Annotated in this window: 22 protein-coding genes; 6 read left to right on the top strand and 16 right to left on the bottom strand. The window is 55.1% G+C overall.

Translation table 11 applies throughout. The features are described from left to right. Positions 1-49: 49 nt before the first annotated feature. From ACTG2J_RS20820 to ydfZ, 3 genes are all read right to left on the bottom strand, one after another. Positions 50-580 (bottom strand): REP-associated tyrosine transposase, encoded by a 531-nt coding sequence (locus ACTG2J_RS20820; protein ID WP_113740197.1) that lies wholly within the window; start codon positions 578-580, stop codon positions 50-52. Between the two features lie 210 nt (positions 581-790). Continuing rightward, a complete protein-coding gene (locus tag ACTG2J_RS20825; RefSeq protein WP_017788673.1) occupies positions 791-1228 on the bottom strand; it encodes a DUF2846 domain-containing protein in 438 nt (145 codons plus the stop codon). 203 nt (positions 1229-1431) lie between these two features. Beyond that, positions 1432-1629 carry a putative selenium delivery protein YdfZ gene (gene ydfZ / locus ACTG2J_RS20830; RefSeq protein WP_005342516.1) on the bottom strand — a complete coding sequence of 66 codons (198 nt, stop codon included), beginning with the start codon at positions 1627-1629 and terminating at the stop codon, positions 1432-1434. A gap of 303 nt (positions 1630-1932) precedes the next feature. Here ydfZ and ACTG2J_RS20835 point away from each other — a divergent pair, with 303 nt between their 5' ends. Beyond that, the gene (locus ACTG2J_RS20835) at positions 1933-2433 is read left to right on the top strand and encodes a DUF1993 domain-containing protein (RefSeq protein ID WP_113740198.1); all 501 of its coding nucleotides are present in this window, start codon (positions 1933-1935) and stop codon (positions 2431-2433) included. A 101-nt stretch (positions 2434-2534) separates the two neighbouring features. On the opposite strand, the gene ACTG2J_RS20840 is transcribed toward ACTG2J_RS20835, so the two are convergent. The 7 genes from ACTG2J_RS20840 to ACTG2J_RS20870 form a co-directional block, all read right to left on the bottom strand. Continuing rightward, entirely contained in the window at positions 2535-3047 is a 513-nt protein-coding gene (locus ACTG2J_RS20840) for a cupin domain-containing protein (RefSeq protein WP_019445003.1), read from the bottom strand. 125 nt (positions 3048-3172) lie between these two features. Next, positions 3173-3535, bottom strand: a complete 363-nt coding sequence (locus ACTG2J_RS20845; RefSeq protein ID WP_042054283.1) for a cystatin domain-containing protein — start codon at positions 3533-3535, stop codon at positions 3173-3175. A 100-nt stretch (positions 3536-3635) separates the two neighbouring features. Further along, entirely contained in the window at positions 3636-4292 is a 657-nt protein-coding gene (locus ACTG2J_RS20850) for a DUF3313 domain-containing protein (RefSeq protein WP_110304241.1), read from the bottom strand. Between the two features lie 390 nt (positions 4293-4682). Then, positions 4683-5813, bottom strand: a complete 1131-nt coding sequence (locus ACTG2J_RS20855; protein ID WP_439997854.1) for an ABC transporter substrate-binding protein — start codon at positions 5811-5813, stop codon at positions 4683-4685. Positions 5814-5870: 57 nt separating this feature from the next. Then, positions 5871-6506 carry a LysE family translocator gene (locus ACTG2J_RS20860; RefSeq protein WP_069556353.1) on the bottom strand — a complete coding sequence of 212 codons (636 nt, stop codon included), beginning with the start codon at positions 6504-6506 and terminating at the stop codon, positions 5871-5873. 40 nt (positions 6507-6546) lie between these two features. Beyond that, on the bottom strand, positions 6547-7368 hold the full coding sequence (locus ACTG2J_RS20865; RefSeq protein WP_042079893.1) for a helix-turn-helix transcriptional regulator: 822 nt from the start codon (positions 7366-7368) through the stop codon (positions 6547-6549). 61 nt (positions 7369-7429) lie between these two features. Beyond that, positions 7430-8146, bottom strand: coding sequence for a substrate-binding periplasmic protein (locus tag ACTG2J_RS20870; RefSeq protein WP_439997855.1), 717 nt, complete (start codon positions 8144-8146; stop codon positions 7430-7432). A gap of 299 nt (positions 8147-8445) precedes the next feature. Between ACTG2J_RS20870 and ACTG2J_RS20875 the strand changes: the two genes are divergently transcribed. Next, positions 8446-8985 carry a hypothetical protein gene (locus ACTG2J_RS20875; RefSeq protein WP_439997856.1) on the top strand — a complete coding sequence of 180 codons (540 nt, stop codon included), beginning with the start codon at positions 8446-8448 and terminating at the stop codon, positions 8983-8985. Between the two features lie 44 nt (positions 8986-9029). On the opposite strand, the gene ACTG2J_RS20880 is transcribed toward ACTG2J_RS20875, so the two are convergent. From ACTG2J_RS20880 to rfaD, 6 genes are all read right to left on the bottom strand, one after another. Beyond that, complete coding sequence (locus ACTG2J_RS20880) at positions 9030-10229, bottom strand: 3-deoxy-D-manno-octulosonic acid transferase (protein WP_439997857.1); 1200 nt, start codon at positions 10227-10229, stop codon at positions 9030-9032. 98 nt (positions 10230-10327) lie between these two features. Then, positions 10328-11452: a glycosyltransferase family 9 protein gene (locus ACTG2J_RS20885; protein WP_113740202.1), complete on the bottom strand. Its 1125-nt coding sequence runs from the start codon at positions 11450-11452 to the stop codon at positions 10328-10330. A gap of 1 nt (position 11453) precedes the next feature. Continuing rightward, positions 11454-12272 carry a glycosyltransferase gene (locus tag ACTG2J_RS20890; protein ID WP_113740203.1) on the bottom strand — a complete coding sequence of 273 codons (819 nt, stop codon included), beginning with the start codon at positions 12270-12272 and terminating at the stop codon, positions 11454-11456. After that, complete coding sequence (locus tag ACTG2J_RS20895; protein ID WP_162628438.1) at positions 12269-13498, bottom strand: O-antigen ligase family protein; 1230 nt, start codon at positions 13496-13498, stop codon at positions 12269-12271. Before ACTG2J_RS20895 ends, ACTG2J_RS20890 begins: the two co-directional genes overlap by 4 nt. Positions 13499-13509: 11 nt before the next feature. Continuing rightward, complete coding sequence (locus ACTG2J_RS20900; protein ID WP_113740205.1) at positions 13510-15270, bottom strand: polysaccharide deacetylase family protein; 1761 nt, start codon at positions 15268-15270, stop codon at positions 13510-13512. A gap of 118 nt (positions 15271-15388) precedes the next feature. Then, the gene (gene rfaD, locus ACTG2J_RS20905) at positions 15389-16345 is read right to left on the bottom strand and encodes an ADP-glyceromanno-heptose 6-epimerase (RefSeq protein ID WP_005340846.1); all 957 of its coding nucleotides are present in this window, start codon (positions 16343-16345) and stop codon (positions 15389-15391) included. 158 nt (positions 16346-16503) lie between these two features. Here rfaD and ACTG2J_RS20910 point away from each other — a divergent pair, with 158 nt between their 5' ends. The 4 genes from ACTG2J_RS20910 to ACTG2J_RS20925 all read left to right on the top strand — a co-directional run bounded on the left by ACTG2J_RS20910 (position 16504) and on the right by ACTG2J_RS20925 (position 20191). Beyond that, entirely contained in the window at positions 16504-17148 is a 645-nt protein-coding gene (locus ACTG2J_RS20910) for a TetR/AcrR family transcriptional regulator (RefSeq protein ID WP_005340848.1), read from the top strand. 115 nt (positions 17149-17263) lie between these two features. After that, entirely contained in the window at positions 17264-18454 is a 1191-nt protein-coding gene (locus ACTG2J_RS20915) for a glycine C-acetyltransferase (RefSeq protein ID WP_136502380.1), read from the top strand. Between the two features lie 55 nt (positions 18455-18509). Further along, complete coding sequence (gene tdh / locus ACTG2J_RS20920; protein ID WP_005340852.1) at positions 18510-19538, top strand: L-threonine 3-dehydrogenase; 1029 nt, start codon at positions 18510-18512, stop codon at positions 19536-19538. 197 nt (positions 19539-19735) lie between these two features. Continuing rightward, the gene (locus ACTG2J_RS20925) at positions 19736-20191 is read left to right on the top strand and encodes a c-type cytochrome (RefSeq protein WP_041234042.1); all 456 of its coding nucleotides are present in this window, start codon (positions 19736-19738) and stop codon (positions 20189-20191) included. Positions 20192-20258 lie beyond the last annotated feature (67 nt).

The following is a 20258-nucleotide window of genomic DNA, read 5'->3' on the forward strand; positions in this document are numbered from 1 at the left end:
GAAGCGTAATCGGACGATCGAGTAATCGGACGTTTAACCCTTGATAGGTTTACTCCAATCCCCCCAACGCCCCATCCACCGACCCACACCAATCCTGCGGATAGACGCCACTCGCCACGTAACGATGGAAGGTGGAATACGGCCAATCTGCCACCCGGGTGACATGACCATGCTTGAGCGGGTTGATATGGACGTAATCCATATGGTGGCGGTAATCCTGCTCATCCCGGATCAGATGTTCCCAATAATGGCGCTGCCAGATGCCCCGCTCGCCGTGGCGTAACCGGGTCTGGCTGCGCCGCTCGTTCACTGGCAAGGTGCGGGAAAAGTGGCTTTTGATCAGCCGCCAACGCAGGGGGAAATCGCTGTCCCCCTCCGGCAAAGAGAGAATGCAGTGGAGATGGTCGGGCAACACCACCCATGCATGAATGGCGAAGGGGTGAGCCTGTTGCACCTTGGCAACGCTTTGGCGCAGCAGGTCGATCTGCTCCACCAGCAACCGGTTGTTGCGCCGCTCCAGCAGGTTGACGGTAAAGAACCAGGTTCCTCCGGGCCACCATGCCCGCCGCCAATTGGCCATCCTTTTCCCCTCGTTGAGACCGAAAAGCCAAGCATAGTCTTACCTCACGTCGATCTGCTTACGGGCCATGATGGTGCGGATATTCCATTGCGCGATCGTCCGATTACGCTTCGCTAATCGAACCTACATGGACAGGAAATCTGGAACACCCACTTTCGGGCAAAGGCGTAACTGGTGGAGCTACGCCTTGTTTTTGGTGAAAGCCTTTGGTCACTTGACCAACTTGCTCTCCATCACCCCTTGTTTGCCTTCCTCCTCACTGACCTGGCTCAGCTTGGAGCGGGCCATCAGCAGGCCCATCTTGACCTCCTGCCAGACGTAGTAGTTTTTACCCGCCTCGGTACTGAGGGTCAGGGTGGCATCGTTCTCCGACTTGGAGGTGATGGTGTGGCTGCCCGGCGTCACCTGCTTGAGGATATAGGTGTGGGCCACGGTATCGCCAACCGCCATACCATCCACCAGCAGCGGCATTTTCACCGCCGCACCGAAGGTCTCGTTGCGATAGATATAGAGGTTGGCCGCATCCTTGGGCGCCACAAACTGCTTGGCCTGGGCGTCTGCGGTGGCATCGGCCATGGGTACGGAAGCACAACCGGAAAGCAGCGCCGCCGACAGCAGGGCGGCACTCATCATTATTTGCCTGAACATAGTCGTTATTTTTTAGTGAGTTAACGGGGTTTAAAGGTTCGCATGAGCCTGCGCTGGCTGACAATCGCTCAAATCGGTTGGGGTGTGACCCGGTTCAATTTTCCAGCATTTGGTGGGATGAAGGGGGGAACTCAGAAACCCGGCCGCCAGATGGGGCGCGACGGCCGGGTGAATTGTAAAGAGTAGGGTGACAGGGAAAGGGATCAGCCTAGTCTAATCAACTCGATGGGGGCGTAGCGCTCACCGGAGTTTGCCAGCAGCACGCACTTCTCATGCTCCGCCTGATAGGGGGTCATATTATCGGTGTGGGCCTCTTTCAGAAAATCGACTGCGCCAGTGGCGGCAATCATCACGCGCTGACCCAGGTTCAGCACATTGCGGTTACGGTCATAGATCTTCATTTCATTCTCCTTTTCTTGTGTCCTGGCGGATGCGCAGGCGTCTGTCCAGGACAACGGCATTCAGCCTACGCCTCTGAAAAAAGGTGATTTATGTCACAGATCAAAAAAGGGGCAGAGAGAGACTCATGGGGCGAAAAAGCGAGCATGGCCAGCGGCTGTCGCGCGCAATGGCACTGCCCTGCCCTTTTCGTCGTGGTGGGCTCGAACCCGGCAGCGGTTGGGGTATATTGGTGGCCGATTAGCCAGTCTCATTCACTGTGGCCGCGCAAGCGGGCCGCTGTTTCAACAAGATGGAGAGTGCTCATGAATCGCGACATTACCGCCCAGTTCATCAAGATGCTGACCAATCTGGATCACTGCCTGGCCAAGGCCGAGGCCCACGCCGAGGCGAAGCAGTTCAACGTGGAGAACTTCTTCGGCGAGCGGCTGATCGTCGATATGCTGCCGCTGTCCAAGCAGGTGTTGATCTGCTGCGATTCGGCCCGCGCCGTGGTCGCCACCGCCAGCCACAGCGAGCTGCCGGCCATGGGCGATGATCCCAAAACCATGGCGGATCTGCGCGCCCATATCGGCAAGACCATCAGCTATCTGCAAGGCAAGCTGGAGGCGGACTACAGCCAGTATGCCAGCGGCCGTTACGTGCCCCACTGGGCGGGCGGCAAGGGGATGGATGGCCATACCTGCGTCCATGAGTACGGCATTCCCAACTTCTACTTCCACCTCACCATGGCCTACGCCCTGCTGCGCCGCGCCGGGGTCGATCTCGGCAAGCGCGACTATCTGGGCGGGCTCAACCTGCAATAAGCGCTGCACGCCACTGGCGGCAAACAGATAGCAAAAGCCTGCCACGCGGCAGGCTTTTTTATGCCGGATGGTGCAGGGCTGGTGCGCAGAAAGGCTGCGCCCTAGAAGGGACCGTTGCTCTCGCGCAGCTTGTCGGGCAGGCCATCGTGATCCCCCAGCTCACGCTCGGGCACGTCATCCCAGTGCAGCTTGCCGAGGGTGATATTGCGCTCGGGGTGCACGGCGTAGTGGATGCGGTTGTCCTCCCGATCGGTATCGCCAATGCAGAGCAGCCGGACAGTCTCTTCGGTGTTGTTGATAAAGGCGTGGGCCAGCCCGTCACCGGCCTTGAAGCCGACCGAGTCGCCCGGTTGCAGCCGATAGAGCACGCCATCGAGCCAGACATCGGGGGTGCCTTCCAGCACGTGGACGAACTCGTCCTCGGTCTTTTCGGCGTGGGGCCAGCTGGTGCGGTGGCCGGGCTCGACGATCTCGTGGTGGATGCCGATGCGGCTGAAGCCAAAGTGCTTGCCGAGGGCGCAACCGCGCGACAGGGGCTCCTGACTGCCGGAGTAGTAGCGCGGCGTCTGCTCTTGCAGCTCGCTCCAGTGTTTGATGCAGGGGTGGCGATTCATAGCGGTTCCTTTTCTATGAGGATGCAGTCACGGGAGGGGTCATCCTGACTGTCAGAATGCGGGGAGAAAAGCAGAAATTTTCTGGTCAGATGAGCCCCTCTGACGAGGGGCTCAACAAGCAGGAATTACTTGGCCTTGACGCAAGGCAAGGGAGGAAGCTCGCCCTGTGCAGCCGGGCGGGTCATCTGGTAGTTGCCGGCAAGATCCCGATAGACACGGGTGTTCCACACCTCTCCGTTGTCGAGCTGGAACTCGATGTCGTAGTTGACCCCGGAGACCACCTGGCTGCGCACCTCGCGGATGCTCTGCAGTTTGGCGGCCGTGTTCATGCGAGCCAGCACGCTGGCCAACGCAGCCTCCCCTTCAGCATTGGGCAACGGCTGACTCTGCCAGCCACCCGCCATCGGCGCACACTCCGGCGTGGGTGACGAGGTGCTACAGGCACTCAACAGGCCAGCAACAAGGATGGGTAACAACACGCGTTTCATATCATTTTCTCCTGCCTGCAAAATGACCACCTTATCAACATCTTGCCATTATTGCAGCCCAAAAGGCTCCCGCTGCGCCCCGCTTGGACGCACCAATCGTTCAGCGCCCCAGATTGTCCGCCAGCTGTTTGGCGCGGCTGGCCGCCCACTGGTCGATCATCTTCTCCATCTCCCCGGCGGTGATGGGCTCATCCTTGTGGGTGGTATCCGTACTCTCACGGGCATCCATCACCCGCACCAGCAGCTTGCCACTCTGGGAGTCGAGCAGTTGGGCCATGCTGCCCACCTTGAGCAGATAGGGCTCCTTGCCGATCACTTCGCGGGTGACGTTGATGGCGATCTTGGCTGGCAGCAGGTCACGCAGCTTGGGGTCGGGGCGGGTCAAGTCGAAGTTGGTGACGGCGGCCTGGATCCGCATCACTTTCGGGCCGGGGGCAGTGGCGATCTTGACGCCCTGCTTGATCAGCTCGCTCTGGAACTTGTCGTGGTAATAGCGGCCAATCTGGTTCTGTTCATTGGCGGTCAGCAGATACCATTGACCGTTCTCTTGCCGGATAAACTGCAGCGGATCGAGCAGCACTTCATTGTATTGGCGCAGGTCAACGCCCGGCTCCTTGTAGACGCGCTGATTGGGGTTGCTCTCGCTCTGCTGGAAGGCTGTCAGCGGGATCGCCTGCAAGCTGTGGGATACCTGATTCTTGACGGCGCAGCCACCCAGAAGGGCCGCAGCCACGGCAACCATCACGACCTTTTTCATATTTGCTCCTGCATTTTACTGTTTGTTTTTGCTGTGGATTTCGCACCACATGGCTGGAGAACCCGTGCCGGATGCCGCCAATGTCACAGAGAAATAACCTATTCATCACCTTCCCACAAGGGACAGATCAGGATTGTTCAGCTCACATCCAAGTTGTCACAATTGAGGCACTTTTGTACAGGGTCAGCCAGGGTATGAGCGGCAATCTGGCGAGTGTTCGGTTGTTTAATCCGGCTAAATGGGGCTGCGGTAAGCGCTCAGTTTTTTCAAACGATGTGGGCCAGCGAGCGGCGTGAGTTGAACGGGGGAATATCCTGGAACGGGCGATGACCGATCATCAGCTATCTTGCGCACACTTGCCTGCCGCCGGAGAAGCGGCAGGCTCATTCATCAGTTATCGAGGTCCCAGGGGCACTGCTTGACCAGCCCCTCTTTGCCGCTGGCGACGATCGCCTGCTGCACCATCCGTTTGTAGCGATTCTTGATATGGGCGGGCAACGCGGGCACCAGCAGCCGCTCGTCAAACTCAGGCAGCGGGCGATCCGGCAGCACCGCCTGCTCCTGTGGGCTGAGGGGTGGCCGGGAGGCAATATTGCTGGCCGAAATGGTGGGCGTGCCCACCAGCATCTGGCGTTGCAGCGGCGCGCTCAGCAGAAAATCCACCAGCAGGTAGGCGGCCTTGAGCCGTGCAGGATCATCGCCAACATGACGGGCGATGGAGATCGCATCGAGGGCATAGATGGCCCCCTCCTGCACCATGGCGATCCGCCACTGCTGCTCGTTCTGCTTGTTGCACTCCACCAGCTCCAGCCCCCAGGTGGTAGCAAAGGTCTGCTGGCGCAGATCCTCACAGCGGTTGGCCTGATTGAACCAGAAGCCACGACTGGCTCGCAGCCGCTGCGAGAGCTGCAGCTCCACCTCTTGCTGCAAGGTCTTGTCGGCCAGCATCTCGCCGCTGGCAAACAGGGCGGGCGACTTGCCAAGGGAGAGCAGCACCGAAAAGAGCAGCGGCTCGAACTGGTCGCAGAACTCGGCAAACTGACCCGGCGGCGAGCTGTTGGCGAGCACCTGCCAACTGGTGGGCACTTGCGGCACCTGCTTGCTGTCATAGGCGAGGCTGAACATGGCGTAGGAGAAGGGCACCGAGTAGTTGCGCTCCCCCTGCTTGTCATACTCGGTGTTCTTGAGGGCGGGTTTCACCTCGGCGTAGTGCTGCAGGCGACTGAAATCGATGGGGAGTAACAGCTTGAACAGCGGCTGGTGATGGGCCTTGTAGAAGTAGCTGGTCGGCAGCACCACATCGGCGCTGCGGGTGCGCAGGGCGCGGTAGACGCTGTCGAAATCGGTCAGCAGCGGCTCAACCCGGCTGACCGTCGCCTCCACCCCATGGGCTTTGGCGTAGTCGGCAAACTGTTGTTCATAACCCGCAGGCAGATAGCCCCACTCCAGCAATCTGAGCTGAACCGGGGCCGCCAGCGCCGGGGTCATCCCCAACAACCAGCAAAGAGGCAGTAGACGCATGGCCGGGTACTCCTGACAGGTAAACCTTGTTGGAGTATAGGCCCATGCGCCGACTCGTCAGACCATCAGCTCGGCGCCCATGCTCGCCAGAATGGAGAGGCTGACCACCGCAAACAGCACGCCGGTCACCAGATTGAGTGGTCGCTGTACCCGCAGCAGCAGGCGCTGGGCGCGATCGGTGGAGAGGCTCCACGCCAGCAACCCGAACCAGCAGAGGGAGATGATGAAGAGCTCGCCCACCAGCAGGCTGCGGGTCATTCCATCCACCTCTGGCGTCACCATGGCGGCCAACAGACCGATAAAGAACACCAGCGCCTTGGGGTTGAGCAGATTGGTGGCAAGGCCAGTGCGCACGCCCCTGCCCCAGCCGCGCAGCTCGTTGGCGGCGCTGGCCATCAGGGTGCTGCTCTGCTGCCGAGCCGCCATCAGGGCGCCCCACCCCAACCAGCCCAGATAGAGGGCGCCGCAGCACTTGATCACCATAAACAGCAGCGGGTGACTGGCGATCAGCATGCTGATCCCGGTCAGGCTCAGGGTGGCGTGCACCATGATCGCCAGCGAGATGCCCAGCGCCGCGCCAAGGGCGGTCGGCCGGTGCAGGCTGGTGCGCAGGATCAGGGCGAAATCGGGGCCGGGGCTGGCCAGTGCAATCAGGTGCATCAGGCCGAGGGTAACAAACAGACTGGTCAGCATAACAACTCTCGCTTTAACGACGGAGAGCCAGCATGGCGGATCAGCGGGGGGCGCGGCTTGTAAAAGATTGCATCTGGGCACGAAATTCGGCGGGCGTCAGACCGAATGCCTGGCGAAAACCGTGGTGGAAGTGACTCTGATCGAAGAAACCGACCGCCAGCGCCACCTCGCTCACCGCCATCCCGCTCGCCAGCAGCCGCTTGCCCTGCTCCAGCCGCAGCCGTTTCAGCCAGGCGTAGGGGGTCATGCCGCTGCGCTTCTTGAACTGGCGCAGGAAGGCGAAACGGTCGAGCCCGAGCAGCCCCGCCAGCTCTTCCAGCGAGTGGGGCTCGTCGAGGGCAGCCATCAGGTAGTCGCGCAGGAATCGCAACTGGGGATCGGCAAGCTGGTGTACCTCGGGGGCCAGATGCAGCAGCTCCCCCAGCAGGGCGAGCAGCTGGCTCTCGATCAGCAGGCCATCGACCTTGGGGTTGTCGAGATAGCCGTGCAACTGGGCAAAGCCCTGATAGAGGTCGGGGCGGCTCTGCAATCCCTTGTCGAAGAAGGGTTCTGGCTGCTCCGGCAGCCAGAGCGCCAGCTGCTGCGGATCGATAGCAAAGACCCTCACCTCGTACCCTTCCGGCAGCAGGCTGAGGCCGTCGTGCACCTCGTCCGGGTTGACGGTAGAGAGCACCCCGCGCACCAGATGGTGGCTGTTCCCCTTGTGGATAAACTTCTGGCCCCCCCGCTGCACCAGCCCGATATGGTAGTCGAGATGGACATGGCGGCCATAGCTGAACGCCCTGTGGTGGGAGTGTGACAGCTCGACCCCCGGCAGGTGCGGGGATTGCCAGTAGCGGATGAGGGAATCGGTGGTATTCATGGGTTATAGATACACCAGAAGCGGGCCTTGGACTTGTAAATTATTGCACGCAACCCCCCTCTCAACGCCCCCACAGCCGCGGGGTTGGCTCCACCAGCGAGGCGAGCGGCACCCGCTCCACCATCTGACGCATCTGTTGCACCAGCTCGGGATTGCCATCCCCCAATGACTTGTTCAGCACTATATGCACCTGCAGCGGGGTGACCGGCAGGTAGATGAGGCGGGTCGCCGCAGGGAGCTTGGCACGAAAATGGTTGGCGGAAATATCGTTGGAGAAGAGCGCGGCATCGATGCGCCCACGCAGCAACTTCTGCATGTTGCCATGCTCCCAGCTGAGCTGGGAGAGGGTGTCGATGTGGATCTGCGGATGCTGCAACAGCGGCGGCACGATCGCCTGAGTCGACCAGCCGATGGTAGTGCCGTAGAGATCTTCCTGCCGCTCGACCGAGTGAAGTCGCGATGGCACCAGTACCACCAGCACCGGCCGCAGCAGCAACAGGTGGGGGTCGATATAGCGAAAGTGACGGGCACGCTCGGGGCTGTAACTCAGCAGCGGGGTCAGATCGCACTCGCCGCTCTCGAGGTTGCTGAGCAGCCGCGCCACATTGAGCCCCTGCCACTCGATGGTGCGTCCAATTACGGGTTCGATATGACGGCGAAAGTAGTCGATCACCGGCCCGGAGACCTTGCCCTGCTGATCAATGGTGACCAGCGGCGCCAGCTGAAAGACGCATCCCCGCAGGGGCGCGTTGATCGCCACGGCCTGGCTGATGGTCATAAGAGGGAGAAGAAGTGCCGATAGCAGTAATAACAAACGCGTGCCCGAACGAGAGATGCCCATAGGTGCCGACCCGATGCCCTGATAGCCATCAGCATGGCACAAGGCAAAGGGGCGGGCTATCCGCTCCTACTGCGCTTCGACCTCTTGTGCCCCCTACTCCCATGACCAATGGGCCCCCGTTTTATTGCGGTGAAAATCAATAATCCCGCTACTTTGATGGATTTTGGTCTCTTGAGATATAGTGCGGCCCCATTCATTAAACCGGCGGATGAACGCCCCGCCGGACAGGTAGATTCATGAGACTGTTTTTGCTGTTGTTGTCGTTGTTTGCTGCGACCGTAAGTTCTGATGAAAAGCCGCGCCTGCCCTATTACGACTGGGGTCGCTGCCCGTTTGAAGGTTGCACCTATCAGACGTGGACCACCAAGCAAGAGGTGATCGTCAGAGCCGAGCCATCCCTGACGGCCAAAGCGCTGTTCCGGCTACCCCGCGGCCAGCAGGTGGAAGGGCTGACCGGGGTCGTCATTACCGAACAACCGGGGATCGTCGAGATACTCAGATCGGTCAAGCTGGGCTACAGCAAGGAGGGCAAAGGGCCGCTGTTGAATATGAAGGCAGGGGAAACGCTTTATATCCTCGGCGGACTGGGCGAAGGCAATAGCCTGTTCTGGTACAAGGGCAAAACCTACATTCTCGATTATGACTATGCGCGCAAAGAGATCAGATACGGCCGGTCACCGCAGAACCGGTGGTGGGTAAAAGTTCGGGACAAGCAGGGGTGTGAGGGTTGGGTTGCCGAAGCCAAAAACTTCGCCCATATGGACCGTTTCGAATAGTGATAGCCAGCCCCCCCGAGATCGGGGAGCTGGCCGTGGATGACTCACTGCTTGGGTTGCAACTTCACCTCTTGCAGATACTCCAGCACCTGGGTTTTGTAGTCCGCCTGATAGGAGAACTTGGTGCTGTCGCACGCCGCAATCAGGTTGACCGCGGTGCAGAACAGGGTGGCTGCCAGCAGCCCCTTGCCAAGCCACTGCGGATAACGACGGCTCCAGCGCACCAGCAACAGCAGGATCGGGAACAGGGCGTAGGGGAAGATCAGCATCAGGTGCCAGTAGTTGAAGATGATGGGCGAGAGCGCCGCACTCACCAGCACAGCCAGCACCGCCGCCAGCGCATAGAGGCCGAGCCAGCTTTCACCATCCACTGGAGCACGGTCGCTGCGCAGCAGACGCGGCTTGAGTTCACGCCACAGCTGCCAGTTGGCCTTTGCCGCCAGCAGCACAGTCGCCAAGCCTACCCCGTAAATCACCACCCGCCAAAGCCAGACTGCCGCCATCTGCAGGTATTCGTGCCCCGCCAACCAGATGAACTGGGTGTCGTTGACCAGCTTGCTGGCAAACAGCCAGGAGCCGTAGCGCAGCCAGTAGAGCACTGATTTCAGCACCGGATAGACATGCACCAGCCCCCAGCCGATATAGCGCTGGCGCGCCTCGGGATCGACGTTTTGGGTGATATGGCTGTTGCTCATCACTTCCATCGCGTAAGGGATCAGGGAGGCACCGATCAGCAGGGTCGCCACCACCACCCCGCTCCAGCTCACCTTGAGAATGCGGCGCCAGAACAGATAGGAGGACATTACCGCCAGCAGCGGCCAGGAGTAGTGCAGCTGCATCGCCATGCCGATGGCCAGCAGGTGAACGATCATGTGCCAGAAGGAGGCCCGCTCGCGCATATGCCAGGCCGACCAGCAGTGCATGGCCGAGAAAAGGAACAGATAGGAGGGGTTGTAGAGCAGACTCTCGTACTGGAACCAGGGGTTAAGCCAGCAGAGCACCAGAAACAGCAGGCGCACCCTGTCATCAAACACCTGACGGATCACCGCATCAAACAGCAGGAATCCGACCAACCGCATCGCCAGCAGCAACACCATGGGGGCATAGGGAGAATCCCACAGCAGCAGCGGCCCGCCGATCAGCCAGGCCGACAAGCTCCCCGGCACATTGCCCACCGCACTCGCCGCATTGCCATAGCTGAGCCAGACCCCCTCATAGGCCCCAAGGTAACCTTTGTAGAGCATCTGGGTCTGATCGCCGGTGAGCTTCTGTAAATTCGAATATAATATGCTGATCAAGAGACCAATAAACATCACACCGAAATAAAATAATTTATTTTTTTTTATGATAGAAATCGCTTCACCCACTGTTTGAATCTACTTTCAAAATCATCAACAGAAAGCGAGTTTACACCACGACCACTCAAATCCTTAGTAAAAACAACATCAGCCTTCTCATTATTTGGATGCCAGTTTAAAAAATTTTGATCTGGCTCACCACTTTTAGAATTATAAATTGCCAATGTTGGTAAATTCAGACCGGAAGCGATGTGTATCGTAGCAGTATCTACGGATACCAACCCAATTGACATTCGTAGCTGAGAGAATAGTGACTCAATTGACACGTCCTCTGGCGGTAAACAAAAAACTCGTCCAGGATCTATGGTTTTAGCTATCATATGTTCAATTACCTTAACTTGATCACGCATACCTAACAATACGATAGAAAAACCCGTTTCTCTTAGCATGAAATCGCACAGAGAAATTATCAACTCAGAGTTCATTCTTCGAGATGACCCACTCCCATAAGGATTAAAACAAATAGTATTGCTCTTTTGTGGCCACCGATATGAACTTATTTTATTTTCAACTAATGGGAAGTCAGGAATGATATATTTCGCATCAACATTAAAAAATCCAATTCCATTTAAAAAATAAACAAACTTCTCACTAAAATGCATTTCTGATGTAACTTGACCAAGTTTAATATTTATTAAATCAAGGTCATCATCCATCCCCGCAATGCATGTTGTAGAGAGCTTACTTAGAAAATAAATGTCTCTCATTTTTAGCTTCTCACCAAAATGAAGAGCATAATCGACAAAACCTATTTTCTCTGCCAACAGACGCAACTCTCTATAAGAAGGCCGTTTTTTTATAACAAAAACATCACCTCCCCAAATATTCTCATACAATTTCTGTATGTTAGAATTGCAAATTACTATAAGTTGATTGTTTTTATTCTCTTTTTTAATCTCCCTATATAACCAAGAGCAAACTATAGAATCCCCTAGTTTGGCATCCCAACGAATAACCAGAAATTTTTTCCCATTACCTCTAGATATTGAAAGATTATGTTTGTTACAATTTCTCTCTTTATCAAACAGTATTCTTGCCAGACGCCGTCTAAATAAATCTCGCCCTATGAAAAATTGATCTTTAATAGTCTTAAATAGCCGAAATTTCATTTTAATCAACTGCCTTTTTTTCTATTCCCCACGGGGTGAAATACTCCCCTGATTTAACAACAGATGCATATATCTCATCATTAACTCGATCTCTAGGAAGCTCTTTATGATACATGTGAACCTGATTAGCCAAATAAAAAATATTTTTGCATCTAAAACCAGCCAACTTCAATCTGAATTCAACATCAGTATCTTCTCCGACCCCCGCAGCCTCATACCGCTCATCGAATCCATTAATATAAGTCAAATCTTTCTTGTAAAGAGAAAAATTACATCCAACAACCCCTTTGTTTTTCCTATTCAACCATCTACTCAAAAATCGATTAGTAATTCTCATCCCTTTCTCTATATTTTTCCCTTTCCCAAGAAAAATATATTCTGCAAGCATAAAAAATACGTTCTCTTTAAAAAATGACTCTGGCCTGACAAGTGTTATTTTCTGACTAAATGATGGTGACAAGTCCGCCCTTCTTCCATTTAAAAAACAACCAACCTCTGCATTTTCCAAATGATCACGAACGAAGTTAACTTGTGGAATGCAATCTCCATCAATAAATATTATGTACTCATTTGATGCAAGTAACACAGCCTGATTAAGTATCTTGTTTTTTCTAAAACCTTTATCTTCATGCCATACATGCTTTATATGATAACTAAATCCTGTCTGAATAGACTTTATTTCTGAAACAACATCTTCCCTGGAGCCATCATCAGCAATAATAACCTCAAAGTTATCTTCAAACTGATTGTTAAGAGCTGACAGAATAATTTTCAATGCTTTTAAATTATTGTAAAAAGCTATAATAACACTAGCTTTCATGCTCTCACCTTATGGTTATCAACATTATATTGCTCAACCTCCGAGTAGGCTAATGCAACAACAAAGAAAAATATGTAGGTTTGAAACTCAAGATAATTTGTATAGAAAACACCCAAAATTAAAAATGGAGCAATTAATATGCAACCCTTAATGAGAGATTCTTTCTTATAAAAAAGATACACAATGAAAATTAATGAGCCATAGAAAAACAACGTATACAAAAAACCCATTTTATTTGCCGAATCAAGATAAGAATTATGCAAGTCATTTAAGGAGTAATTACCTTGCGTTAATTTTATCAGATCCTCAGTATTCGAAATTTTGTTCAAATAGGCCGAGTATTCTGTCTGAAACTTATTGAACCCTATACCAAATAGAAACTTTCGAGGATAATGTGATAAATTTTCATGCAGAAGAGAAACGCCATTCCCCCACATGAGAATACGGCTAAAGTTAGAATAATCCTTGCTTGTAGTCTCAGTTACAGATGTAGCCCTTCCCGCTACAGCATTAAATTGTGAGGGCATTGCTAGATAAAGAGAAAAAATCAACACACATGCAACCGGAGTAAAAACATACAACATTTTCCGATTCATAAAGATCATATACACCACAAGGGAAAATGATGCAGCAATCCAACCAGCACGACCGCCAGATATTATAAGACTCAAGAAAGTCACAAACAAAAATAATCCAATGACAATTTTCTTTGATGCCGTCATATCATCAGACAATTTTGGCAACATAAATGCAAAGACAAACGTTGTGATCTCAGCCCACCGACCTATATCCCAGAACCCACCAAATCGCTCACCACTCCAAGTATGTGGAAGCAGAACAAATGCTTGGACAAAAGACCATAATACAGATAGAAGAAAACCCAACATCGATATCGAGAATGCTAATCGTCTATTTTTATTCTCTCGCAAAGAAATAACTAAGGCCGGGAAAACCAATAAAAACATCCCCTTATAAAAAAAATGACCTATATCCACAAAGGAAGCAGGAGATATTATTTTCGCGAAGACCCCGAATAGGAACACCGCGATTGGCCCCCATAAAACAACATCGCGTTTCACCACATTATAATATTCTCTGTCAAAAACACATCGCCCAATAAAAAACACTATCATTAGTGCCGATGAAATATAAATAGCTGGCTTACTAGTAAATATGGAAGCAGCAAACAAACAAAGTAAATATCTTTCTATTTTTTTGTAATTCATTTTTTTCTCTTTCATTTTCTAAAAACATAATTCCCGCGGATCTTGCGCCACAGCCCGAATACATCAGTACGGGGGAAGATAGCGATCCGGCGGATCTGGTAGGGGTCCTGGTGCATCGCTTTGGGGCCGCTATTGGTAGCAACGGCAAAACGATACCCGGCAGCGATAGCCTGCTCCTTGGCACTCTCGTTCATATCTCCGTAAGGGTAGGCAAACGAGAGCAACGGATGGCCAAGCAGGGCCTCCAGTTGGCGTTTATTCTCCTGAATTTCATGGGCTTGTTGTTCGGGTGTGAGCTTGCTCAAGCGGGGATGGGTCAGGGTATGACCACCAATTTCCACATGACCGCTGGCGGCCAGCGCCTTGACCTGCTCACCACTCATCAATGAGACCTTGGTATCCGGATTGGTCGGATGATCCACATCCCAACGGTTATAACCTTCGCCGGTGACCACGTACACCACAGCTTTGTAACCATATTTTTCCAGCAGTGGCAGCATGCGGGTCAGGTTGTCCTGATAGCCGTCATCGGCGGTGATCATCAGGTACTTCTTGCCGTATTGCAGACGGTGGATAAAGCCTTTGTCCGCCAAATCGCGGAAAGTCAGGGTCTCGTAGCCGAGCCACTTCATCAGGCGCAGATGCTTCTCGAACATGGTGATCGGCATCCAGGTGCCGTGCACCCCTTTCTCGCTATCCTGTTCGATAAAGCGGTGGTACATGATGACGGGCATCTCGCGGCGCAGGGTTTCGACTACGGCATCCTGATAGATGGTTTCGAGGCCAGATACTACCCCCTGCAAGCCATACTCATCCTGAATGCGCTGCCGAATGACTTCCGGCACCGTCTTGCTGGCCAGGGCGGTCTCGATTTCTCCCTTCAGGGCAGCAAAATCGATAGCCAGATCCTTGGGGCCGATATCGCCAAAATTACTCGCCAGGGCATCATCCAGATTCTGTTCGGTCACCAGACCAATGGCCCTGGCTTCACCAATGGCAAAGGCGGGCCGACCACAGAGCAGTGCTTCCATCGCAACCCGACCGGCGCCGATCACCAAATCGCTGCCAGCCAGCAGAGCAGGCACATCATCGACATAACCGACAAACTCGGTACGATCTTCGAAACGGGCAAAGCGCTCCGGCACCTTGGTACCGCTGACAATCCGTACCTTGCAGGCATCCAGATCGAGTACTTCGTCGAGCAGGCGGTAGCAAAGCTCCCCTTTGGGACCGCTCAAACGGCCAATGATGGCAATCACCGGCTTTGGGTTGTCCGGCGCTGGCACAAGCTGGAATTTGTCGGTTTCGATACCGTTGCGCAGCACCTGCACGATCGCGGGATCCACCCCCAGATTGTCGACAATCTGATGGGCAATATCCTCACAAACGGCAACCGCCCTAAGCCCAAGGGCATGGAATGCTTTGCGCGAAGCGTGCACCGGCTGGCGACCATGAACCGTGGTAATCATCGGGGTGCCAGTCAGTTTGCAAGCGACATAGCTGCTCCAGCCGGAGGCGCGGGAGTGAGCATGCACCAACTGGATATGGTGCTTCTTGATGAGATAGATGAGGTAAAAGACGTGCCAGAAGCGGCGCAGAATGCTGCGCTTGTTGAATCTCAGCTTGAAGACGGGACCAAGCGTCGGCTTGGTCAGGGTATCAGAAACATAAAAGACGTTGTGACCACGCCGGGTCAGTTCGTTACCGACCGTGGTGGCATAGACCTCAGCTCCCGTTACCTCGAGCTGGGAGAGTGCCATCAATATATTCATCGCGCGGTTACCCGGTAGAGAAGAGAGGAATGGCAAGCAGCCACAGAGACCAGAAACCGGAAGCAGGCGAGTGCCCACTTCCGGTTTTGCGCTCAAACTGCCGCGTTGTGCTCACCCGTTAGCGGTTGAGCCAGGCCATGTAATCCGCTACCCCTTCGGCAACGGTTTTAAACTCGGCGTCATAACCCACGCTGCGCAGCTTGGTCATGTCAGCCTGGGTGAAGCTCTGGTAGCGACCCTTGAGGTGATCCGGGAAGGGAATGTACTCAATGGCTCCCTTCTGATGATGCTTGATCACTGCTTCGGCCACGTTCTGGAACGGCTCGGCACGGCCGGTACCGCAGTTGAAGATGCCGGAGTGCTGCGGGTTCTGCCAGAACCAGAGGTTTACCTTGCAGACATCGTCGATATAGATGAAGTCACGCATCTGGCCACCGTTCGGGAAGCCATCGCAACCTTCGAACAGCTTGGGATTCTCACCCTTCTTCACCTGGGTATTGAGGTGGAAGGCGACGGAAGCCATGGAGCCTTTGTGCTGCTCGCGCGGGCCGTAGACGTTGAAGTACTTGAGGCCGACAACCTGAGAGTTGATCTCCGGCATCCAGCGGCGCACGTACTGGTCAAACAGCTGCTTGGAGTAGCCGTAGACGTTGAGCGGCTGTTCGAACTTGGGATCTTCGATGAAGTTGTCATTGCGGCCACCGTAGGTCGCGGCAGAAGAGGCGTAAATAAACGGGATTTCACGCTCGATGCAGTAGTGGAACAGATCCTTGGAGTACTCGTAGTTGACCTCCATGATGAACTTGCCGTTCCATTCGGTGGTGGCAGAGCAGGCACCTTCGTGGAAGATCACCTCGATGCCGTTGTCCCACTCTTCAAACTCGTCACCGGAGACGATCCGAGCCTGAAACTCGTCTTTGTCCATGTAGTCAGCGATGGTCAGATCGACCAGGTTGACGAACTTGGTGCCGTCGGTCAGGTCATCAATGACCACGATATCGGTCCGTCCTTGAGCGTTCAGCTGCTTGACCAGATTGCTGCCGATAAAGCCAGCACCGCCAGTTACTACGATCATGGAGTTTGCCTCTCGTACGTTGATGGCTACATGTGACTGCTTGTTAAAGCTGTGTATAGTGAGCCAATTTGAAATTGCCGAAAAGTTTATCACGGGCCGTCCGGGGATTCGACCTTGTTCAAAACTGCCCCGAGCGGAACCTGTTGGAGGAATGAGTGATGAAAACCAGAGACAGGATCATTCACAGCGCGACCGAGCTGTTCAACGATCAGGGTGAACGCAACATCACCACCAACCATATTGCGGCGCACATGGGCATCAGCCCGGGCAACCTCTACTACCACTTCCGCAATAAAGAAGACATCATCCACTCCATCTTCGACCAGTATGCCCGCCACCTGAGCGAGAGCTTCGTCCCGACCCGCAACCGTGAGATCACCCTGCAGGATCTGATGGGCTATCTGGATGCCATCTTCTATCTGATGTGGCAGTTCCGCTTCTTCTACGCCAATCTGCCGGACATCCTGAGCCGTGACGAACCGCTGCAACAGAAGTACCTCAAAGCCCAGGAACAGATGCGCTCCTCCGTGGTCGCGCTGCTCAGAAGCCTGCGCGAAGGGGGCATCATAGATGTCAGCGATGAAGACCTGCCGGATCTGGGACAGACCATCAAGATGGTGGTGACCTGCTGGATCCCCTTCCAGATTGCCCAGGCCCCCAACACCCGCATCACCAAACCGCTGCTCTATCAGGGCGTGTTGAAGGTGCTGTTCCTGCTGCGCCCTTATGTGCAACCCCAGGTGGCCGGACAGATCCAGCAGCTGGAACAGCACTACCGTCAGCTGGCCCAACCAGCAGGGTGAGATCTGTTTCACATTTGTTGAATATCAGCACAATCATTTGAATTTACCGCAACAGATTGCAGTAAAATGTCGCCCTCTGTTGATACGCAGCTGAAATAGCCACTAAGGATCGAGGATGTCTAACGGATTCTATCGTCACCTGACCGAGCAACTGAACCAGGTGCAAGCTGAAGGGTTGTACAAGCAGGAGCGCATCATCACCTCCGCCCAGCAGGCCAGCATCGCCGTCGGCGGTGAGCAGGTACTGAACTTCTGTGCCAACAACTATCTGGGGCTGGCCAACCACCCGAATCTGATCGCTGCCGCCCATCAGGGACTCGACAGCCACGGCTTCGGCATGGCCTCGGTGCGCTTCATCTGTGGCACCCAGGACCAGCATAAAGCGCTGGAGCAGAAGATGTCTGCCTTCCTCGGCACCGAAGATACCATCCTCTACTCCTCCTGTTTCGATGCCAACGGCGGCCTGTTCGAGACCCTATTCGGCGCCGAAGATGCCATCATCTCCGATGCCCTCAACCACGCCTCCATCATCGACGGCGTGCGGCTGTGCAAGGCCAAGCGTTATCGCTACGCCAACAACGACATGGCCGAACTGGAAGCCCAGCTCAAACAGGCTGACGCCGATGGCGCCCGCTTCAAGCTGATCGCCACCGACGGCGTCTTCTCCATGGATGGGGTCATCGCCGACCTCAAATCCATCTGCGATCTGGCCGACAAATACGATGCGCTGGTGATGGTGGATGACTCCCACGCCGTCGGCTTTATCGGTGAAAATGGTCGTGGCACCCACGAATATTGCGGTGTGATGGATCGGGTCGACATCATCACCGGCACCCTGGGCAAGGCGCTCGGCGGCGCGTCCGGTGGCTATACCTCCGGCAAGAAAGAGGTGATCGACTGGCTGCGTCAGCGCTCCCGCCCGTACCTCTTCTCCAACTCGCTGGCCCCCTCCATAGTCTCTGCCACCATCAAGGTGATCGACATGCTGGCGGAAGGTCACGACCTGCGCGCACGTCTGAAAGAGAACAGCCGTTACTTCCGCGAGCGGATGAGCGCCGCCGGCTTCACTCTGGCTGGCGCCGACCACGCCATCATTCCGGTGATGCTGGGGGATGCCAAGCTAGCCTCCGAAATGGCGAGCCGCATGCTGGCAGCCGGCATCTATGTGGTGGGCTTCTCCTTCCCGGTCGTGCCCAAAGGTCAGGCGCGTATTCGCACCCAGATGTCTGCCGCCCACACCCGCGAGCAGCTGGACAAGGCGATCGACGCCTTTATCCGCATCGGCCGTGAACTCGGCGTTATCTGATTTGAATCAAGGGGCTGCAGCCCCTTTTTTTAGCATTCATATTGAAGGAACAGCCATGAAAGCACTCTCCAAACTGCACAAAGAGGTCGGCATCTGGATGACGGATGTGCCGGCCCCCGAGCTCGGCCACAACGACCTGCTGATCAAGATCCGCAAAACCGCCATCTGCGGCACCGATATCCACATTTACAACTGGGACGAGTGGTCCCAGAAGACCATTCCGGTACCCATGGTGGTCGGCCACGAATATGTTGGGGAAGTGGTCGCCATCGGTCAGGAGGTGCGCGGCTTCGCCATCGGCGATCGGGTCTCCGGCGAAGGGCATATCACCTGCGGTCACTGCCGCAACTGCCGCGCCGGGCGCACTCACCTCTGTCGCAACACCATTGGCGTTGGCGTCAACCGCCCGGGTGCCTTTGCCGAGTATCTGGTGATCCCCGCATTCAACGCCTTCAAGCTGCCGGACAACATCCCGGACGAGCTGGCCGCCATCTTCGACCCGTTCGGCAATGCGGTGCACACCGCCCTCTCCTTCGATCTGGTGGGTGAAGATGTGCTCATCACCGGGGCAGGCCCCATCGGCATCATGGCTGCCGCCGTCTGCCGCCATGTGGGTGCGCGCCACGTGGTGATCACCGATGTCAACGAATACCGGCTGGAGCTGGCCCGCAAGATGGGCGCCACCCGCGCGGTCAACGTGGCCAAGGAGAAGCTGGCCGACGTGATGAGCGAGCTGGGCATGACCGAAGGCTTCGACGTGGGGCTGGAGATGTCCGGCGTCCCGAGCGCCTTCCAGGAGATGCTCGACAAGATGAACCACGGCGGCAAGATCGCCATGCTTGGCATCCCCCCCTCCACCATGGCCATCGACTGGAACAAGGTGATCTTCAAGGGGCTGTTTATCAAAGGGATCTATGGCCGCGAGATGTTCGAGACCTGGTACAAGATGGCCAGCCTGATCCAGTCCGGGCTGGATCTCTCCCCCATCATCACCCACAGATTCCATATCGACGAATTCCAGCAGGGGTTCGATGCGATGCGCTCCGGCCACTCCGGCAAGGTGATCCTGAGCTGGGATAAATAGGCCGTTTCACCCCTTGGTTAACCGAAACCCGGCGAATGCCGGGTTTCTTTTTATCTCCACCGCCCGAATTGCCGTGATATCGGCCAAAACTTTGTACGCAGAGTGTTTAACACTTCACACACAAGCGTTTAAATGGCTGTAACTATTCGGTTATAATCCCGTCGTTTACATGGATAATAAAAGACTGCTGGGAGTATATGAGCGTGTTGAAAAAACTGAGCTATTTGCTGGCTGTCGGGATGACGGCCGCCAGCTTGTCTGGGGCAGTGCTTGCTGCCGATGAGATGTCACCGGAGGCCATTGCCGAGCGGATCAAACCAATCGGTCAGGTCTATACCGCCAAGGATCTGGAAGGTATTGCCGGCGCGAGTGCTGCACCGACGGCGGCCGCCTCTTCCGGTCCCCGCGATGGCGAAACGGTATACAAGGGCGCCTGCTTTGCCTGTCACGACACCGGCGCCGCTGGTGCCCCCAAACGGGGTGACAAGGCCGCCTGGGATCCTCGCATCGCCCAGGGCATTGATACTCTCAAGAAACATGCCATTGAAGGCTTTACCGGCAAGTCCGGCATGATGCCTCCGCGCGGCACCTGTGCGAACTGTAGTGATGAAGAGATTGAAAACGCCATCCACTACATGATCGACAAGCTGTAAGTATTTGAAAGGGCCGCAATTGCGGCCCTTTCAATCTATCGGCTTCCGACTACTCTTGTAAGGTAGA

Origin of the sequence: Aeromonas sp. 6P (genome assembly GCF_051919525.1) — a bacterium.
Taxonomy (GTDB): domain Bacteria; phylum Pseudomonadota; class Gammaproteobacteria; order Enterobacterales; family Aeromonadaceae; genus Aeromonas; species Aeromonas veronii.

Bases quoted from the DNA above. Each gene is read 5' to 3' on its own strand.
- ACTG2J_RS20820 (WP_113740197.1), bottom strand. From the start codon at position 580: ATGGCCAATTGGCGGCGGGCATGGTGGCCCGGAGGAACCTGGTTCTTT.
- ACTG2J_RS20825 (WP_017788673.1), bottom strand. From the start codon at position 1,228: ATGTTCAGGCAAATAATGATGAGTGCCGCCCTGCTGTCGGCGGCGCTG.
- ydfZ (WP_005342516.1), bottom strand. From the start codon at position 1,629: ATGAAGATCTATGACCGTAACCGCAATGTGCTGAACCTGGGTCAGCGC.
- ACTG2J_RS20835 (WP_113740198.1), top strand. From the start codon at position 1,933: ATGAATCGCGACATTACCGCCCAGTTCATCAAGATGCTGACCAATCTG.
- ACTG2J_RS20840 (WP_019445003.1), bottom strand. From the start codon at position 3,047: ATGAATCGCCACCCCTGCATCAAACACTGGAGCGAGCTGCAAGAGCAG.
- ACTG2J_RS20845 (WP_042054283.1), bottom strand. From the start codon at position 3,535: ATGAAACGCGTGTTGTTACCCATCCTTGTTGCTGGCCTGTTGAGTGCC.
- ACTG2J_RS20850 (WP_110304241.1), bottom strand. From the start codon at position 4,292: ATGAAAAAGGTCGTGATGGTTGCCGTGGCTGCGGCCCTTCTGGGTGGC.
- ACTG2J_RS20855 (WP_439997854.1), bottom strand. From the start codon at position 5,813: ATGCGTCTACTGCCTCTTTGCTGGTTGTTGGGGATGACCCCGGCGCTG.
- ACTG2J_RS20860 (WP_069556353.1), bottom strand. From the start codon at position 6,506: ATGCTGACCAGTCTGTTTGTTACCCTCGGCCTGATGCACCTGATTGCA.
- ACTG2J_RS20865 (WP_042079893.1), bottom strand. From the start codon at position 7,368: ATGAATACCACCGATTCCCTCATCCGCTACTGGCAATCCCCGCACCTG.
- ACTG2J_RS20870 (WP_439997855.1), bottom strand. From the start codon at position 8,146: ATGACCATCAGCCAGGCCGTGGCGATCAACGCGCCCCTGCGGGGATGC.
- ACTG2J_RS20875 (WP_439997856.1), top strand. From the start codon at position 8,446: ATGAGACTGTTTTTGCTGTTGTTGTCGTTGTTTGCTGCGACCGTAAGT.
- ACTG2J_RS20880 (WP_439997857.1), bottom strand. From the start codon at position 10,229: ATGCTCTACAAAGGTTACCTTGGGGCCTATGAGGGGGTCTGGCTCAGC.
- ACTG2J_RS20885 (WP_113740202.1), bottom strand. From the start codon at position 11,452: ATGAAATTTCGGCTATTTAAGACTATTAAAGATCAATTTTTCATAGGG.
- ACTG2J_RS20890 (WP_113740203.1), bottom strand. From the start codon at position 12,272: ATGAAAGCTAGTGTTATTATAGCTTTTTACAATAATTTAAAAGCATTG.
- ACTG2J_RS20895 (WP_162628438.1), bottom strand. From the start codon at position 13,498: ATGAATTACAAAAAAATAGAAAGATATTTACTTTGTTTGTTTGCTGCT.
- ACTG2J_RS20900 (WP_113740205.1), bottom strand. From the start codon at position 15,270: ATGAATATATTGATGGCACTCTCCCAGCTCGAGGTAACGGGAGCTGAG.
- rfaD (WP_005340846.1), bottom strand. From the start codon at position 16,345: ATGATCGTAGTAACTGGCGGTGCTGGCTTTATCGGCAGCAATCTGGTC.
- ACTG2J_RS20910 (WP_005340848.1), top strand. From the start codon at position 16,504: ATGAAAACCAGAGACAGGATCATTCACAGCGCGACCGAGCTGTTCAAC.
- ACTG2J_RS20915 (WP_136502380.1), top strand. From the start codon at position 17,264: ATGTCTAACGGATTCTATCGTCACCTGACCGAGCAACTGAACCAGGTG.
- tdh (WP_005340852.1), top strand. From the start codon at position 18,510: ATGAAAGCACTCTCCAAACTGCACAAAGAGGTCGGCATCTGGATGACG.
- ACTG2J_RS20925 (WP_041234042.1), top strand. From the start codon at position 19,736: ATGAGCGTGTTGAAAAAACTGAGCTATTTGCTGGCTGTCGGGATGACG.